The following is a 17,435-nucleotide window of genomic DNA, read 5'->3' on the forward strand; positions in this document are numbered from 1 at the left end:
GGCGTGCGGCATTCTTCAGCGCCAACGGCGCGAAATGAGAAAGCCCATGGCAACGCCATGGGAATGGTTCCAAACGATCCGGAGTCCTGAAGGGACGTGATCAAAGGGAGGCGATGCACCATGGATGTCGTCCCTTCAGGACTCTTGGCCGTGGTTGTGGCATGCCCCGGGGTTGCGCTTCGCTCACCCCGGGCTGTCACATTCCGCACCTTTGGTGCTGAAGAATGAACCTGAACACCAGACAAGGATCCGCCATACTTTCCCATTCCGCGCCTTTGGTGCTGAAGAATGGGCCTGAAAGCACCGGACCACGGTCCGCCATGCTTTCCCACGGCGATCAACTAGGGAGAATGGATGATGGAAGCGAAGAGGTTAACCACGGAAAACACGAAATACACGGATGGTAATGTGCCGAAAATCCAAGAGTCCGGAAAAAGGCACCGCCAGTCAGCGGTGGAATTTCAAAGTCATTCTTAAAATCCGTGTATTCCGTGTATTCCGTGGTCAGAAATCTTCATGCCATCCCCAGCTTGATCGTCGTGCATGCATTCCCATTCCGCGCCTTTGACGGTGGAGAATGGCGCATCATGATTTTTTTAGCATATTGTAAAGATTGTTCTTGCGGGAGGGGCGGCAGGGTGGTAATTCTTCCGCGTCGCAAGACAAGGCGGTCCGACTGAGATGCCTCCCGGGTTAATGGGTTTTTCCTAGGGTGGATGATCAATCGGGCCGCTTTTTTTATGTACGTTTTCCGAGAGGAAGGCGGGATGGAAGAGGTTGTTAGGGATCGATTTTGGAAATGGAAATTTCTGACTACGATTTCGCATCCCGGGCAGGCATCCCGGGCGACGGGGGCATCTTCAGCGCCAACGGTGCGAAATGAGAGAACCCATGGCAACGCCATGGAAAAGATCCCCGAAGCGACCGGAGTCCTGAAGGGACGTGATCAAGGGGAGGCGATGCGCGACGGATGTCGTCCCTTCAGGACTGGTGCGATGGTTGTGGCATGCCCCGGGGTTGCGCTTCGCTCACCCCGGTCTTTCACATTCCGTGCCTTTGGCACTGAAGAACGGGGCTGAAAACACCGGACCACGATCCGCCAGGCATTCCCATTCAGCACCTTTGAAGCAGGAAAAAGGCGCATCACGATTTTTTTGGCATATTGTAAAGATTGTTCTTGCGGGAAGTGCGGTGGGGTGATAATTCTTCCGCGTCGCAAGACAAGGCGGTCCGACTGAGATGCCTCCCGGGTTAATGGGTTTTTCCTAGGGTGGATGATCAATCGGGCCGCTTTTTTGTGCACCTGTTCCGGCATCCCCTCCCCTGGGCTGCGCTTCGCCCTCCCCGGGCTGTCCCATTCCGCACCGTTGATGCAGGAAAGACTTCCCCGTATCACACGCTCTCCACAAGGAACGAGCGGATGTCGAACGCCCGGAGTTCCAGCGGATTTTCCGTTGGCGCGGCGGGCAGCGGGTTTTCCAGCAGGTCGCATTCGCGGAGTTTCAGTCCCGGCAGATTCACCGTGATGCCGCCGGTGGTCCTGCGTCCGCCCGCCTCAACCACCCGCAGGACGAGGGCCTTGCCGTCTTCCGAGCGCTTGAGCGCTTCCAGCGTCACGCCCGGCTTGTCGATGGATATCCACGAACCGCTTTCGCCGCCTTTGACCGATCCCTTGGCCACGACCAGCGGCACATTGAGCGCCAGCGCGGCTTCGTTCACGCCACCCTGCAGGGTATCTCCCGCATGGGGAAACAGGCTGAAGGTCCGGCGGTGGATGCCGATGTCCGCGGTGGGGTCCGGGGCGCTCGCGCTTTTCAGGAGGGTGAGCCGCAGCCGGTTGCCGAGCACGTCGCAGCCGAAGATGCCGTTGTTCAGCAACGCCACGCCGTAACCGCTCTCGGTGAAGTCGATCCACCGCTGGATCGGGATTTCAAACCGTGCGGCATCCCAGCTCGTGTTGCGGTGCACCGGGCGGCGGACGTGGCCATACTGGATCTCGCACACCGAGTGGTCGGTGCGGATGGCCAGCGGGAATGAAACTTTAAGCACGCGGTCGCGCTCCTTCCAATCCACCGTGGTGTCGAAATCCAGCCGCGCGCTTCCGGCGGTGAGGATGACGCGCTGGGTGACAAGCGAGCCGCCCACGGGACGGGTGAATTCCAGCGCGCCGCGCAACGGATGGTTTTCCACGATTTCCCCGCTTCCGCCGCCGCCAACGATCTCGTAATCCTCCATCGCGGATGCCTCGATGTCCCAGGCGCTCCAGCGGTTCGGGTAGTCCCGGAGCAGGTGCAGTTCGTTCGCCGGGCCGTCGAGCACCTCGCGGTTTTCGCGCAGGTCCAGCACGGAGGCGATGACGCCGTCCGCGAGCACCCGGACTTTCAGGATGCCATTCGCGATGGTCCAGCCGTCCCCGGTTTTCACGATCTCCACCGGCTGCCAATCGACAGGAGGGACATCGGAAACCCCGGCGAATCCGCACGCCGGTACGGTCGCGACGGAAAGCCTGTCATCCGCGGCGACGACCTCGCGACGGTCCTGCGCGAGGGTGTTGAAAGCGGTCCATCCGGGACCGTCCGACAGAAGTCTTTCCACCCCCGCCTCACGCACGGCGAGGGCGAGTTTTTCGATCACTTCATAATCACGGCGGCTTTCCTCATAGACGCGGTGGATCGAGGAGCCGGGCAGGATGTCGTGGAATTGGTTCAACAAAAGAAGCTTCCACGCGCGGTCGAGCACCTGTGCGGTGAGCGACGTTTCCTTCACGGGATGGTGGCCCGGCACGTCCCACACCGTGCGGTCCGGATGCGGGTCTGTCAGAACCAGTTCGCCCGGGGCGAGCACCGAGGTGATGGCGTCGAAAAACTCCGCGTCGCGCAGCAGCAGCTCGCAGCGGCGGTTCATCAGCTTGTTGTGCGCCTGGCTGGTGTAGGTCCCGCGGTGCAGCTCGAGGTAGAGCTCCCCCACCCACACCGGAGGGTCCTCGATGTCCGCCATCGCGGCGTCGAAGAATCCCTTCACCGTGCCGAATTCCACGGCGGGCATGCCTTCGAAGTTTTCCCAGCGCTTGATGCGCTCGATCATCTCGACCGTCGGTCCGCCGCCGCCATCACCGTAGCCATACGGCATCAGCGAGCGGGAGGCGCGGTCCTTCTGGGCGAACTGCCTTTCCGCGCGCGCCAGCTCCCTGCCCTGCACGCGGGCGTTGTAGGTATCGACCGGCGGGAAGTGGCTGAAGATCCGCGTGCCGTCGATGCCCTCCCACAGGAAGGTGTGGTGCGGGAAGCGGTTGGTGTCGTTCCAGGAAATCTTTTGGGTCAGGAAGCGGTCCACCCCGGCCTTGCCGAGGATCTGCGGCAGGGCGGCGGAGTAGCCGAAGACATCCGGCAGCCAGAGATCGCCCGTCGTGACGCCGAACTCGCGGCTGAAGAAATCCTTGCCGTGGACCAGCTGGCGCACGAGCGATTCGCCGGAAGGCACGTTGCAATCCGGCTCCACCCACATGCTGCCCATGGCCTCCCACTGGCCGCGCGCCACCGCGTCCCGGATGCCCTGATAGATGGTGGGATAGTGCGCTTTCATCCACAGATACTGCACCGGCTGGGAACAACTGAAGCGGTACTCCGGGTGGACCTCCATGTAGGCCAGCGCGGTGGAGAACGTGCGGGCGCACTTGCGGATGGTCTCGCGCAGCGGCCAGCACCACGCGGTGTCGATGTGCGCGTGCCCTGTCGCCGTGATGCGGTGGACGGTGTCGCCGTTTTTCGCGGCCAGCAGGGGGGCGAGGATCTCCCGCGCCTTTCCGACCCACGAGCGGTCGCCGCGCTCCATCACGCGGCATGCCTGGTCCAGCCCGCGCAGCAGGCGCGCGCGGCGGGTGCCTTCCTCGGGGAGCTCCAGCATCGCCTCCCGGCAGACGCGGAAGTCCATGAGAAGCGCGAAAACCCCGGCATCATAGATCGCGAGCCGCGCCTCCTGCATGCGGAAAAGCCGTGCCTCGGGATCCACTCTCACGCCGTTGTCCCAGTGCCATTCGGACACTGGGTTTCCGGACGCCTCGACGTGGAAATCCACCAGCTCGCCGCCCTTCGCTTCCGTGAAAAGCGGGATGGCCTTGCGATAGCGGCTGACGGCGATGACCGGCCTGCCGTCCATCCACACCTGCCCCTCGCGGCCGAAGCCCTCCTCGTTTTCAAAACTCAGGTCCACCACGGCGACCACCGTTTTCCCGCTCCACGCGGCGGGCACCTGGCTGCGGAAACGGAACCACGCGGTGCCCCATGTCTTCCCCCATGCCGCGCCCTCGCGGACTTCCGTGAAACTCTGCGCCATCGCCTCGGCGTGGCTGACGGGTTCTCCGTCGGCCTCCCACATGGCCACCTCCAGCGGAATCTTCTCCTGATAGAGCAGGGGCAGGATGAACCGATCCTCCGCCATCTCGATACGGGTTTCCTTCTTCTGACGGGTTTCCATAAATTGTGTTTTTTCCTAGCTCCTCACCACTCGCGTTCTTTCTTGTGTGAACCGTGCTGACATCCGTGCCCGCGGTCAATCGCATGAAGCGCGGATCATGCCGAATTTCCCGGCGGAACACATGGTTTTTGGCGTCATCTGGTGATTCCGATCCTCACTCGTGCCAAATGGATCCGCACGGGTCCCCCGCCCCTCCGCACTCACCCACCGGCCGGAGAAATCCCGTGCAGGGTCTTCACCACCTGCCATGCCGCCTCCACGTGATGCACGCGGAACAGATGGGCGCCCCTCGTCATGCACGTGCTGACGCACGCCACCGTCCCCGCATCGCGCCCGGCGGGGTCCGCCAGCCCGAGCACCTCGCCGATCACCGTCTTCCGCGAAACGGGAACGAGGACGGGCCGTTGGAATTTTTTCAACCGCGCCAGCTCGCGATACACCGTCAGGTTGTCGTCACGCTGCTTGGCGAAGTCGATGCCCGGATCGAGGATGACCGCGTCATCCGGCAATCCGGCGGCGCGGGCCAGCCCGATTTTCTCCTCAAAGAACCGCTCCATTTCCGCCATGACGTCGTGCCACTGCTGTTGGAAATGCGGGACTTTCGGCTCGCCCACGCTGTGCATGACGAGCAATGCCGCGCCGTGCTCCGCGCAGAGGCGGGCGTTCCGGTCGTCCGGAAGCGCGCCCATGTCATTCACCAGCTCCACCTTCCCGGACGGCAGGATTTCCGTGACCACATCGGGCCGCCAGGTGTTCGCCGAAAGCACGGGCGGCCACACCTGCTCCGCGTCACGCGGTTCCACACCCTGCCAGACATCCTCCCAGCGGCCGATGAATCCCCGGAACCGCCGGATCTCCTCCTCCACCGGGATGGCGGCGCGGTTCGTGCGCGCGCTTTCCGCCCCCACGTCGATGACATCCGCGCCCGCCGCGACCTGCCCACGGGCCAGCTCGACCGCTTTTCCGAAATCCAGCGTGCCATCGCCAGAAAACGAATCGTCATTCACATTCACGATCCCCATCACCAGCGGACGCCGGGGAAAATCGATCACCCGCTCGGGAAGCCTCAATCGCATGCCGGTTTCCTAAATCCTGAAATCTGGAAACTCAACTCTCATCCCGCTTGCCCACGGCGGCTCCATCACTACCCTGCCGGACATGTCATCCACTTTCGGCCAAGTTTTCCGCATCCACACCTTCGGCGAGTCGCACGGCGGTGGCGTGGGCGTTGTCATCGACGGTTGCCCGCCGCGCGTCCCCGTGTCCGTGGAGCAGATCCAGCACGAACTGGACCGCCGCCGTCCCGGGCAGTCGGAGATCGTCACTCCGCGCAAGGAAGCGGATGCGGCGGAAATCCTCTCCGGCCTGCAGGACGGACTGACGCTCGGCTCCCCCATTTCCATCATCGTCCGGAACACCGACCAGCGTCCCGGCGCCTACGAGGAGATGGCGGTGAAATACCGCCCGAGCCACGCGGACTACACCTATGACGCGAAATACGGCATCCGCTCCGCCTCCGGCGGCGGGCGGGCGTCGGCGCGGGAGACCATCGGCCGCGTCGCCGCGGCGGCGGTGGCCCGCCAGGTGCTGGACAAGCTTCACCCGGGCATCGAGGTGCTCGCCTGGGTGAAATCGATCCAGGAACTCAACGCCGAGGTGGATCCGCAGACGGTGACCGGGGAAACCATCGAGTCGAACATCGTCCGCACCGGGGATCCGGCGATGGCGGAGACGATGATCGAGCGCATCAAGGCGATCCGCAACGACGGCAACTCCGTGGGCGGAGTGATCGAGTGCGTCATCCGCAACTGCCCGCCCGGCCTGGGCGAGCCGATTTTCGACAAACTGGAGGCGGATCTCGCCAAAGCCATGCTCTCTCTGCCCGCGACCAAGGGCTTTGAAATCGGCTCCGGATTCGCCGGCACCCTGCTCACCGGCCGCGAGCACAACGATCCGTTCCGCATGATCGACGGCCGTGTCCGCACCACCAGCAACCGCTCCGGCGGCGTCCAGGGCGGGATTTCCAACGGCGAGAACATCATCTTCCGCGTCGCCTTCAAGCCGACCGCCACCATCATGACCGAGCAGGACACCGTCACCTCCGGCCACGAGAACACCGAACTCAAGGGCCGCGGACGCCACGACGCCTGTGTCCTCCCCCGGGCCGTGCCCATCGTCGAGGCGATGGCCACCCTGGTGCTCACGGATCATCTCCTGCGGCAGAGGGCGATCGGCTGAGAAGGTTCCACCGGCAGCCATTCGTAAAACTCCCAAGCCGTGGACGCTTCCGAAATTCCCCTGGACTCCGCCGCGCACACGCATGACGGATTTTTCAAGGCGGTCTTTTCGCAGCCCGAGCATGCGGTGGCGTTTTTCAAAAGCCACCTGCCCGCGGAGGTCACCGCTCTCGTCGAATGGCCGTCCTTGGAGCTGCTGCCCGGTTCGTTTGTGAAATCCAGCCTGCAGCAGGCCCACTCGGACCTGTTGTTTTCCGTCCGCATGGGTGAGCGGGAGACGCTCCTTTACCTGCTCTTCGAACACCAGAGCACGCCCGACCCCGCCATGCCGCTGCGGTTGCTCGGGTACATGAGCGAGATCCACCTGAAACATCACAAGGAAAACAAGCTGCCGCTCAGGCCGGTGCTGCCCTTCGTCCTCCACCAGGGACCGGACCGCTGGACCGCATCGACCGCATTTGAGGATCTGTTCGAACTTGAGGGAGAAGCCCGCGAGGCGCTGCTGCCGTTCCTGCCGAAATTCAGCCACGCGCTGCTCGACCTCACCCGCTTCGATCCCTCCGCCGGTGAGGAGGACGCCCGGGTGCGCGCGGTGCTGCAACTGATGAAGCTCGCCCGCGAGAAGGAACTGCTGCGCTTTTTCCGCTGGTTGTCCCGATTTTCCGCCAAGGACCTGTCTGAAAACCTGCTACGGCTGATCCTGCTCTATGCGATGCACTCGGACAGCGATCTTGACGCGGAGAAAATCTACCATAACCTGTCATCCAATCCCGAACTTGAGAAAAGCACCATGTCCGTCGCTGAAAAACTGAGAGCCGAAGGCCGTGTCGAAGGCCTTACAGAAGGGAACTGGATCGGGAAAATCCAAACACTTGAGGAATTCCTCGAAAAAGCCATTTCTTCGAATGAAGTCCTCGAGGCGATGACACTCGCTGAACTCGAAGCACTGCACGCCCTGCTTCACCGCGAATACGAAGTCCGCTTCAAGCGCGGCTGAAACGTGGTCCGCTTTCCTGGAAAATCGCGTGGGGACATAGTCTAGGGTTGATGTCCGGTGGCTGGAAAGACTCTCCTGAGTCCGTCCACTTCCATCACCTTGTCCCCCGACCTCATTCCATCACTCAGCCTCGGCACGGCGGCGCTCGTCCTGTTCGTTCTCTGCGCCGGCTTCGTCATGCTGCGCGGGCTCGCCCGGATGATCGTCGGCACGCTCACGCTCGGGATTTCCGCCTGGGTCGGGTTCCGCGTGTGGCAGGCGGCCCCGGCGTTGTCATTCGAGTGGCTCGGGCAGTCCCAGCCGTGGATCACCAACGGCCTGCCGGTCCTGGCGTTCGTTCTCGTGTTTTTCCTGCTGCGGAAAATCACCAATTTCTTCACCAGTCCGTTCGGTGGCGGCTCCGGAAGTTCGGGTCCCAGGACGCTCGCCGGCACCGTTTTCCGCCTCGTTTTCGCTCTCATCCCCGCATCGCTCCTGTGGATCATCGGAGCCGCGCTCGTCCACCACGCGGGGTCCATCGCCGAGCTCAAGGCCAGCTCCGGGAAGGGGAAACCGGAGCAAGGGTTTGTCCAGAAACTCAAATCCACCCTTGAGTCCACCCTGCCCGCGGACTGGCTCGCCGCCCTCGATCCCTTGGCGGACCCGTCCCGCCTCAGCCTCGCCAAGCTCATCGCCGCGCAATCCTCGCCCGAATTCGCACCGGAAATCGACCCCGCCACCGGCAAGCCCATCCCCCGCGCCATCCTTGTGGAGGATCCCGCCCTTCAAACGCTTGCCCGCGAGGGAAATTTCAGCACACTCCTCCGTCATCCGCTGCTCACCAAGGCTCTCGCCGATCCCAAGATCCAGCAACGGCTCCGTGACCTCGCCCAATGAGAACGGAAGCAAGTTTCCCCAGCATTTTCCAACTTTCCAATCCGCCACTCCCAGCCTCTTCCATGTCCTACCTCGTCACCATCGGCCTCGAAGTCCACAGCCAGGTCAAGACCCAGACCAAGATGTTCTGCGCCTGCCGCACCTCCTTCGGCGACACGCCGAACACGAACACCTGCCCCGTCTGCCTCGGCATGCCCGGCGCGCTTCCCGTCCTGAACCGCGAGGCCATCGAGAAAACCCTGCTCACCGGCCTCATGATCGGCTGCGGATCGCCGGAAATCTCCAAATGGGACCGGAAAAACTACTTCTACCCGGACATGCCGAAAAACTACCAGACCACGCAGATGGACCTTCCCCTCTGCATCGGTGGCGGCGTCCCGCTCTACGACCACTGCTACCCCACCGACGCCCGCAAGAGCATCACCACCGCGAACAAGGTCGTCCGCCTCAACCGCATCCACCTTGAGGAGGACGTCGCGAAATCCACCCACCTCGGGAACTCCTCGCTCATCGACTTCAACCGCGCCGGCACCCCCCTCATGGAGATCGTCACCGAGCCGGACCTCGAATCCGCGGAAGAAGCCTTCGCCTACGTCCGCTCGCTCCAGATGATCCTCCAGCAGGGCGGTGTTTCCGACGCGGACATGGAAAAAGGCCAGCTCCGCTGCGATGTGAACATCTCCCTCCGCAAGAACGCCTCCGACCCGCTCGGCCAGAAGGTGGAGCTGAAAAACCTCAACTCCATCTCCGCCATCCGCCGCGCCATCCATTTCGAGATCCAGCGCCAGACCGAGGAGCTCGACCGCGGCATCCCGCAGATCCAGTCCACCCGCCGCTGGGACGACGACCGGGGCGAGACCCAGATGATGCGGACCAAGGAGGACGCGCACGACTACCGCTACTTCTCCTGCCCGGACCTCCTGCCCATCGAGACCGCGCCGCTGCTCGCGAAAGTCCGCCCGCTCGTCCCCGAGCTGCCGCACGAACTCGCCGCCCGCTTCGAGAAAGACCTCGGCGTCACCGCCTACGACGCCTCCGTGCTCTCCTCGGACAAACACCTCGCCCGATACTTCGAGGCCGTCACCGACGCCGCCATCCCCGGCAAAAAAGTCGCGAATTTCATCATCAACAACCTGCTCGGGACCCTCAACGAGCGCGCGCTCGGCATCGACGAATGCCCCGTCGCCCCGGAAAAACTCCGCGCCCTGCTCGTCCTCATGGAAAACGGCACCCTCGCCGCGAACCAGGCCAAGGAAGTCTTCACCGTCCTCTTCGACGCCCCGGAAAAAGACCCCGCCGCCATCGCCGACAGCCTCGGCTTCAAGCCCGCCGCCGCCGGCGAGCTTGAAGGCCTCGTGGACCAGGCCATCGCCAACAACCCCGCCGAAGTCGAAGCCGTCAAAGCCGGAAACGAAAAACTCCTCAACTTCCTCACCGGCCAGGTCATGAAACTCGCCACCACCAAGCCGAACCCGAAACAGGTCACCGAGCTCCTCAGGGCCCGTCTCCTCTGACCGGAGCCCCACCGGGACCGCGGAATTCATTCCGCGCGAAACCCTCGGAGCTGCCGGCCCAACCATTCGGAAAGCCCCCACCGCGACTTCCGAAGGGATGGCCTCACGTTTCAAAAACCGCAGAATCCCGGTGTTCCCCTACATCGATCTGATCTGGGTGGACGACTCCACATTTGCGAAAATGGCGGAAGCGGATCCGGCCGATGCCCGCAAGGAAAGAGTCCCAGTCATCAATTTCCGGGCGCTGCTCGCCATGAAGCTTTACGCACTGAAAGACGGACAAACCCGCCAGCACAAAGATCTGCTCGATATCCGCGCCCTTCTGAGCTACGGTTATCTCAAGATTCCCGACGAAGAGTTCAAGGTCCTCTGCGAACGTTACTCCGGTCCGCTGGCTTACGACCAAATCAAATCAAACTCATGAACGCTCTCGATCTGGAGTTCGGTGACTTTTCCGACCATCCGCCACCACCACAGGTGACGCTGGACATTTACGAAAAGTGGGTCTTCGAATTTCTTGCCAGCGGCATGCGCCGTCCCATGACCGACGAGGAACTCCTCGCCGATTTCATGCGCAACGAAGGACGCCAGACCGAGGAGTGGCCGGACTTCGGCGCACACTGAGTTCCGTGGAACCGTGATCCGGCCACCGGCGTCATCGCTTGGGCCGGCTCAGAATCTGGCGGTGAATTGAGACCGGATTCTGATCCACCACAGCGCGGACGGCATCCAGAGAACCAGTCCTCCCGTTAGATAAACTCCGGAGAACACCACTTGCAGGTGGGTTTGCGAGGCGATCATCGCCCCGAAAAAGAACTGGCAGAAAAACCCGGCGAACAGGAAAAGGAAAACCCAGCCGAAATACCACATCCAGACGGGTTTGCGCATCAGGCCGTAACAAAGGATTCCGCAAATAAGGGAGAAGGCGAGCAGGTATGGTCCCATGAAGTCAGGCGGCTTTTTGCAGAGGATTTCATATCACCTCCCCTCAGGATGAAACATAAAAAACCGGCCTTTTCCCGTCACCGTTCCAGTGCCCGCGCGGGTGGCGAGCCTCCTCTGTTAGCACTGGTTCGCGAAATCGGATTTTGATCCAACTAATTTATTTCGAATGGAATCCCTTCTGATAAGGCATTGGAGTCGTCCAAGCCGGAGTAATGTTTCACGAAGAGGAAAAATCCCAAGCGGCGTGACGCTGACGCGCAAGGCTGACGCGTGACACCGGCCCATCCCGCCGCACTCCATGGAGCGGCGATACGTGATCGCCCCTCTCCTGCAGGCCGTGACGACGCAACATCCATGGTGTAGTGACACCCTCCTGGCCCTTCCCTCCCCACATCTCCTCCGCGCTCTTCGCGTTCTCCGCGTTTCGATCCATCAAACAACCCAAGCCCGGCCCACCTCTGATGACTGGTCACTCCGCACCTCTTCCTTTGCGACCCTTCGCGACCTTTGCGCCTTGGCGGTGAATCTCAAACCCAAGCCAACCCGCCATCAAAGCACCCCGAACCTCCGCTCCAGGATCTCCCGGCGGAAGTTGAAGATCGATTCCAGCTTCCTCCTCACGAACACCGCGTGCGCGATGGCTCCGAACGGGCCGAAGCCGAGGCCGTAGTGGACAAGGTCCCGCATCAGCACACCGCCGGGGACGTCCTCGAAGGTGTGGCGGTGGTGCCAGAGTTTGTAGGGACCGAAGCGTTGCTCATCGACGAAGGAGTTTCCCCAGTCCACGGACTTGATCTCGGTCACCCAGCCCACCCGCACCAGCGGCAGGATCTTCATCCGGTAGGAAATGATCTGGCCGTCATACATCCGCTCGCCCGGCTGGCTGAGGATCTCGAACCCGATCTCCTTCGGTGTGATCGCGTCCAGATTCCGGGGCGTCGAGAAAAACTCCCATGCCTCCTCTCGGGAAATCGGCAGGCGTTGTTCTTGCTGGAGCTGGTGGACGGTCATGCGCTTGTTAGGGAAGTAACAGCGATGGAGAGCGGGCCGCAAGCCCCGGCGTCAGCAAACAGAAACCAATGTGGCTTTTCGGAATACCGTCGCAGCCGGAGATATCTGAAATGCCTCGTCGAACCGGTTTTTTTCAGCCGCAAAGGCCAAAAAACCGATCGGGCGGGCAAGAACTCCGCCTCCTTCGCATATCAACACCCGCAGGACACTTGATGAAAGTGCGTGACCCTGTGGATGCGCCCGGAGCTCCGGTCGTTTCGCGCGGGATGAATCCCGCGCTCCCGGTGTGGCGGAATGATCCGCCCTTGGGATCAATCCTCCTCGAACTTGCGGGTGATGAGATCACCGATCGCTTCGAGAGCGGCTTCCTCGTCCGAGCCGTCGGCACTGACGGAGATGATGGAACCGTGGCCGGCCGCGAGCATCATGAGACCCATGATGCTTTTGCCATCCACTTCCTCGCCATCCTTCTCGACGAAGATGTCCGCTTGGAAACGGTTGGCCGTTTTGACGAATTGCGCGGCGGGGCGAGCGTGGATGCCGAGCTTGTTAAGGATGGTGAAGTCTTTTTTGGCCATGTGTGAAGGCTTGCGCGGGGGGAATGTAGAAAGTGAATCGGATCGCTCCAAGGCAAAAATTTAGGGAAGAATTTCCGATTTTAAAGAAACCGGGAACTAAAAAGCCGCACCATTTTCACGGAGCGGCTTTTTGAAGGAGTGAATTCCCCTGTTTGAAATCAAGGAAGCAGGTTGATCGCGCGGGACTGCTTGATCGCGTTGTTGATCTTGCGGTGCAGCTTGGCGGAGACTCCGGTGACGCGGCGTGGAAGAATCTTGCCGGTTTCGGTGGTGAACTTGGTGAGAAGCTCCGGATTGGTCGAAACGACCTGATCCGCAGGGATGTCATGACGGCGGCGCGTCATTTTACGGTTCGCCTTACGGAAGTTGATTCGGCGCTGGATTGTTTTTGGCTCGGACATGGGAGTGGAGGCGCGTGTTAGCGGAGTTCGCGGTGAAGGGTGCGGCGCTTGAGGAAGTGGTTGAATTTCACTTTCTCGAGACGACCCGGCGTGCGGAGGCTCTTTTTGTTACGCGTGGTGACGTAACGTGAAGTCGGCTTGCCCTCGGCTTTCGCTTCGGTGCATTCTAGAATGATGATCTCGCGTGGCATGACTTTGGGGGCGGGAGGATGCTTTAATCGTCGTCTTCGTCAAGAGAAACTGTTTCAGAATCTTCCTCATCGACATATTTTCCTCCGCTGAAGCCCACTTCGTTGGACGGACGGAAGCGGCGGTTGCCGTATTCCTTCTCCCATTGGGCCTGGCATTCGACCGTCAGGCGGGCGAACGGGATGGCTTCGAGGCGGGCTTGTGGAATCTTGCGGGACGAGATTTCGCAGATGCCGTAGGTGCCGGACTGGATGCGGCGGAGGGCTTGCTCGATCTCGTAGAGGGCGTCCTGCTCCTTGGCGAGGACGGAAAGCGCGAAGTCGCGGTCGTAGGCGTCGCTGCCTGCGTCGCCCTGGTGCTGGCCGCTGCCGGAGGCTTCGGAACCCTCGGGGGCGTTGCGGATGGTGTCGCGGGCCATGCCGGAGACGGCGTCCACGAGGTCGTCGCGGAGATCGAGCAGGCGCTGCTTCTGCTTCTGGATGAAAGCGGGGCTGTGGGTGCCGTTGCTGCCGGGAGCCACGGCCTCACCCGAAGGTTGCGGAGCGGCCTTGGGCGGCACGAAGGGTGGCTTCACCGGGGCCGGAGGCGCGGGATAGTCCACCACGGAGGATTTCGATTTCACCGGAGCGGGCTTTTTCACGGGAGCGGCGGCCTTCGCCGGTGCTTCGGCCGGGGCCTTCGCCACCACCTTTTCCTCCGCCTTCACGGGGGCCTTCTTCACCGGAGCCTCGGCGGCCGCCTTCTTGAGGGAGGCCTTCTTCGCGGGCTCGGGTTTGGCCGCCTTCTCCGCTTTCGCAGCAGGCTTGCTCGCCGCCGCGGTCTTCGAGGGTTTCACGGGGGGCTTTGCTTTCCCTTTTTCGGGAGCGGATTTGGAGGTGGTTTTCTTCGCGGCCATGGCGCAGAGATGAAATGCTTGGTGATAAAATTCTCCCCGTATCTCCCGGAATAGAATCCCGGGGTTGTGACGAGCGCGGTGGGTTAGCCCCTGAACCACTATCCAGCAAGCGGAAAGTTCGTCCGGGGGTAAAATAAGTGATTCGCAGCTTTTCCGCAGGAGGCTTGAAATGCCCGGAGGGTTCCCTACTCTGCGGCCCCGCCATGCAGCTCAGCGCCATCGTAGAAGCCCTTCTCATCGCCTCGCAGAATCCTCTCCCGTCCGAGGAAATCGCGAGGCTGGTGCGCGCCCGCGTCGCCGAGGCGGAGGACATCCGCATCCGGGAAACCGAGGAGGGCAAGGCCCCGGAAGTCCTGCCGGAATGGCTCACCGGCCTGACGGCCACCTCCGCGGAAAAAATCGCGGCGGCCATCGGCGAACTGAACGACGCCTACACGGAAAGCGGACGCGCCTTCACCATCATCGAGCGGCCCAAGGGCTGGAAACTCTACACCCGCCTCGAATACGGCGAATTCGTCCGCCAGCTTTTCCCCGGCCGCAAGCCGGAGCGCATGAGCGGCCCGGCGATGGAGACGCTGGCCATCATCGCTTACCGTCAACCGATTACGAAAGCCGCCATCGAGGCCGTGCGCGGCGTGGCGTGCGACGGCATGATCCAGAAACTCCTCGACCGCGACCTGATCCGCATCGGCGGCCGCGCGGAGCTTCCCGGACGTCCGCTGCTCTACGAGACGACCGACCTTTTCTTCGAACACTTCGGCATCCGCTCCATCGACGACCTGCCGAACGCCTCCGAACTGCGGAAGGTGAAGCTCCCCGAACCGGAAACCGCCCCACCTCCCGCTCCCGCGGAATCCGAGCAACAGCTCGCCCTCGGCCCCGTCGGCAGCCCCGCCGCGGCCGCCGCCTCCCACGACGATTAATCCCAGCCCGAAATTTCCCCGTGAATCTCGACGACATCCGCCAGAACATCGACAAGATCGACCGCGATCTCCTTGACCTGCTTTCCCGCCGCGCGGACCTGGTCCACGAGGTCGGGGTGGTGAAAAAACGCGACGGCCTGCAGATCTACGCCCCGGAGCGCGAGGAATCCCTGCTGCGCCGCCTCATCGAGATGAACCAGGGCCGCCTGCCGGAAAAATCCATCCGCGCCATCTACCGGGAGATCATGTCCGCCGCGCTCGCGCTGGAGGATGATCTCACCATCGCCTACCTCGGACCGGAAGGAACGTGGACGCACCAGGCGGCGATCAAGAAATTCGGCCACTCGGTGAATTATTCCGCCCAGCCGAATTTCTCCGATGTCTTCGACCAGGTCGCCCGCCGCGCCGCGAGCTACGGCGTGGTCCCCATCGAGAACTCGACCGAGGGCGCCGTCTCCCACACGCTCGACCTCTTCGTGGACTCGCCGCTGCACATCTGCGCGCAGATCCTGCTCCGCATCGAGAACGGCCTCATGGCGGCGATCCCGCGCGAGGAGATCAAGACCCTCTACTCCCACCCGCAGGTCTTCGGCCAGTGTCGGGCGTGGATCCTGCGGAATTTCCCCAACGCGGATCTCGTCGAGGTCTCCTCCACCACCAAGGCCGCGCAGATCGCCAAGGACCAGGCCCACCAGGGAGCGGCAGCCCTCGGCGGCCCGCTGGCGGCGGAGATGTACGGGCTGACGCTGCTGGAGGAATCCATCCAGGACCGCGCCACCAACACCACCCGCTTCCTCGTCATCGGCGAGAAACCCTGCCCGCCCACCGGCAAGGACCGCACGTCCATCCTCTTCGCCATCCACGACCGCCCCGGCTCGCTGGTGAAGGCCCTGCAGGCCTTCGACCAGTTCCACATCAACATGTCGAAGATCGAGTCCCGCCCCTCCAAGCGCAAGGACTGGGAATACATCTTCTACGTCGACCTCTCCGGCCACTGCGACGACCCGAAAGTGGCCGAAGCGCTGGAAGAACTCGGAAAACACTGCTCGCTGGTGAAACTGCTCGGCTCCTACCCGGACGCGGGCGAGTGAGAGAACAAGGTCACGGCCCGCTCCTTCCGCGAGGTGGTGCCTAGCCGGATGCTGGCGACTGATACCAGTTTGCGCAGATAAAATGATCATCTGACTACTGATTACACCGATTTACGGATTGAAGAGGGAGTCCAATATTCTGTTTCCGTAATCACCTTATTGGTGAAAACAGGGGTGAGATTATCCCGCATGGCCCAGCTCCAACGTGGTGCGATATCAACATGGTTCAGCACCAGAGGTGCGGAATGTGACAGCCCGGGGTGAGCGCAACGCAACCCCGGGACATGCCATGCCCGTTGCCAGGAGTCCTGAAGGGACGGCATCCATGGCGCGCGGCCACCGCTAGATCGCGTCCTTTCAGGACTCCGGTAATAATTTTGGAACCCTTTTCCCGGGACGTTGTCCCGGGCTATCCCATTCCGCACCTTTGGTGCTGAGGATGCGGCCGGGCCCGGCCGACATGCCGCGCGCCGATCCAATCGCCCGAGATGTGTGTCCACGTCGGGATTCCATCAACGCCGGGACTCTTATCAACGTCAGGACCCGCGCCACCGACCGATTTCCATCCTTTCCTCCGGGGATGCCAGAATCCGGCGAAACCGCGCTTACTTTTAACCAGCCCCCGCCTGACGGGCGGCCTTGCCGTCACTCCCTCCCCCCCTTTCGCAACCCACGCGATCGCGTTTACGCCATCACGCGTGGCCCGCGAAAACACCCTACGCGATCGCGTCAACGCATTCACGTTTACGTGATTACGTCGAATTCAAAGCTTACAAAAACCGCCATCCGCGCTAGGGTTTGCCCATCGCCAACAGCAATCCCCTTTCCATGAAAATCATCACCCTCATCCGCCTCGCCCTCTGCGCCCTCCTCATCACCGCCACCGCCCACGCCGCACCCGCCGGCAAGCGCTTCGGAGGATTCGCCGCCAAACAAACCTTCACCCTCACCATCGAGGACAGGCAGTCCTTCGAAACCCAGGGCTCCGAAACCGTGGCAAGCTTCCGCATCCCCGCCGGCATCCCCCGCTTCAACGTCGGCCAGACCGTCAAGTTCACCATCGGCAGAAAAGGCGAGCTCAAGGGCCCCGGATTCTCCCTCCCCCTCGACCAGGACAACAGCGACTACAACCAATACAGCTCCGCCTCCACCGCCAAGAACCCCGCCCAAAACACCGCCCTCCTCACCAAGACCTCCGCCGGCACCACCCAACAGATCGTCATCTACTTCCGCGACGACACCACCACCGGCACCAGCAACACCGTCACCTACCTCCTCAAGTAACGAGTTCCCCGATCCCCCCGA

General features: G+C 62.2%; 17 protein-coding genes. 9 read left to right on the top strand and 8 right to left on the bottom strand.

Going from position 1 to position 17,435, the window contains the following annotated elements:
• Window positions 1–1,392: 1,392 nt before the first annotated feature.
• Both JIN84_RS09575 and folP read right to left on the bottom strand, forming a co-directional pair.
• Window positions 1,393–4,473 (bottom strand): alpha-mannosidase, encoded by a 3,081-nt coding sequence (locus JIN84_RS09575; protein ID WP_200350828.1) that lies wholly within the window; start codon window positions 4,471–4,473, stop codon window positions 1,393–1,395.
• 200 nt (window positions 4,474–4,673) lie between these two features.
• Window positions 4,674–5,549, bottom strand: a complete 876-nt coding sequence (gene folP / locus JIN84_RS09580; RefSeq protein ID WP_234043411.1) for a dihydropteroate synthase — start codon at window positions 5,547–5,549, stop codon at window positions 4,674–4,676.
• An 82-nt stretch (window positions 5,550–5,631) separates the two neighbouring features.
• On the opposite strand from folP, the gene aroC reads away from it, so the two are divergent.
• The 6 genes from aroC (at window position 5,632) to JIN84_RS09610 (ending at window position 10,721) form a co-directional block, all read left to right on the top strand.
• Entirely contained in the window at window positions 5,632–6,711 is a 1,080-nt protein-coding gene (gene aroC, locus JIN84_RS09585) for a chorismate synthase (protein ID WP_200350829.1), read from the top strand.
• 39 nt (window positions 6,712–6,750) lie between these two features.
• Entirely contained in the window at window positions 6,751–7,707 is a 957-nt protein-coding gene (locus tag JIN84_RS09590; RefSeq protein ID WP_200350830.1) for an Rpn family recombination-promoting nuclease/putative transposase, read from the top strand.
• Window positions 7,708–7,806: 99 nt separating this feature from the next.
• Window positions 7,807–8,583, top strand: a complete 777-nt coding sequence (locus JIN84_RS09595) for a hypothetical protein (RefSeq protein ID WP_200350831.1) — start codon at window positions 7,807–7,809, stop codon at window positions 8,581–8,583.
• Window positions 8,584–8,645: 62 nt separating this feature from the next.
• Window positions 8,646–10,097, top strand: a complete 1,452-nt coding sequence (gatB, locus tag JIN84_RS09600) for an Asp-tRNA(Asn)/Glu-tRNA(Gln) amidotransferase subunit GatB (protein ID WP_200350832.1) — start codon at window positions 8,646–8,648, stop codon at window positions 10,095–10,097.
• 97 nt (window positions 10,098–10,194) lie between these two features.
• Window positions 10,195–10,521 (top strand): nucleotidyl transferase AbiEii/AbiGii toxin family protein, encoded by a 327-nt coding sequence (locus JIN84_RS09605; protein ID WP_200350833.1) that lies wholly within the window; start codon window positions 10,195–10,197, stop codon window positions 10,519–10,521.
• Complete coding sequence (locus tag JIN84_RS09610) at window positions 10,518–10,721, top strand: hypothetical protein (protein ID WP_200350834.1); 204 nt, start codon at window positions 10,518–10,520, stop codon at window positions 10,719–10,721. The genes JIN84_RS09605 and JIN84_RS09610 overlap by 4 nt, the downstream gene beginning before the upstream one ends.
• Window positions 10,722–10,769: 48 nt before the next feature.
• Here the strand turns inward: JIN84_RS09610 and JIN84_RS09615 are convergent, their stop codons facing one another.
• The 6 genes from JIN84_RS09615 to JIN84_RS09640 form a co-directional block, all read right to left on the bottom strand.
• A complete protein-coding gene (locus JIN84_RS09615; protein ID WP_200350835.1) occupies window positions 10,770–11,042 on the bottom strand; it encodes a hypothetical protein in 273 nt (90 codons plus the stop codon).
• Window positions 11,043–11,591: 549 nt separating this feature from the next.
• Window positions 11,592–12,053, bottom strand: coding sequence for an SRPBCC family protein (locus JIN84_RS09620; protein WP_200350836.1), 462 nt, complete (start codon window positions 12,051–12,053; stop codon window positions 11,592–11,594).
• A 311-nt stretch (window positions 12,054–12,364) separates the two neighbouring features.
• The gene (locus tag JIN84_RS09625; protein WP_200350837.1) at window positions 12,365–12,631 is read right to left on the bottom strand and encodes an HPr family phosphocarrier protein; all 267 of its coding nucleotides are present in this window, start codon (window positions 12,629–12,631) and stop codon (window positions 12,365–12,367) included.
• 158 nt (window positions 12,632–12,789) lie between these two features.
• Window positions 12,790–13,032, bottom strand: a complete 243-nt coding sequence (gene rpsR, locus JIN84_RS09630; protein ID WP_200350838.1) for a 30S ribosomal protein S18 — start codon at window positions 13,030–13,032, stop codon at window positions 12,790–12,792.
• A gap of 17 nt (window positions 13,033–13,049) precedes the next feature.
• Window positions 13,050–13,223: a 50S ribosomal protein L33 gene (rpmG, locus tag JIN84_RS09635; protein ID WP_200350839.1), complete on the bottom strand. Its 174-nt coding sequence runs from the start codon at window positions 13,221–13,223 to the stop codon at window positions 13,050–13,052.
• A 23-nt stretch (window positions 13,224–13,246) separates the two neighbouring features.
• Entirely contained in the window at window positions 13,247–14,116 is an 870-nt protein-coding gene (locus tag JIN84_RS09640; protein WP_200350840.1) for a TraR/DksA family transcriptional regulator, read from the bottom strand.
• Between the two features lie 203 nt (window positions 14,117–14,319).
• On the opposite strand from JIN84_RS09640, the gene scpB reads away from it, so the two are divergent.
• From scpB to JIN84_RS09655, 3 genes are all read left to right on the top strand, one after another.
• On the top strand, window positions 14,320–15,039 hold the full coding sequence (gene scpB / locus JIN84_RS09645) for an SMC-Scp complex subunit ScpB (RefSeq protein ID WP_234043412.1): 720 nt from the start codon (window positions 14,320–14,322) through the stop codon (window positions 15,037–15,039).
• 20 nt (window positions 15,040–15,059) lie between these two features.
• Entirely contained in the window at window positions 15,060–16,130 is a 1,071-nt protein-coding gene (gene pheA, locus JIN84_RS09650) for a prephenate dehydratase (protein WP_200350842.1), read from the top strand.
• Between the two features lie 828 nt (window positions 16,131–16,958).
• Window positions 16,959–17,414, top strand: coding sequence for a hypothetical protein (locus JIN84_RS09655; RefSeq protein ID WP_200350029.1), 456 nt, complete (start codon window positions 16,959–16,961; stop codon window positions 17,412–17,414).
• Window positions 17,415–17,435: the final 21 nt, after the last annotated feature.

This window comes from Luteolibacter yonseiensis, assembly GCF_016595465.1.
Classification (GTDB): Bacteria; Verrucomicrobiota; Verrucomicrobiia; order Verrucomicrobiales; family Akkermansiaceae; genus Luteolibacter; species Luteolibacter yonseiensis.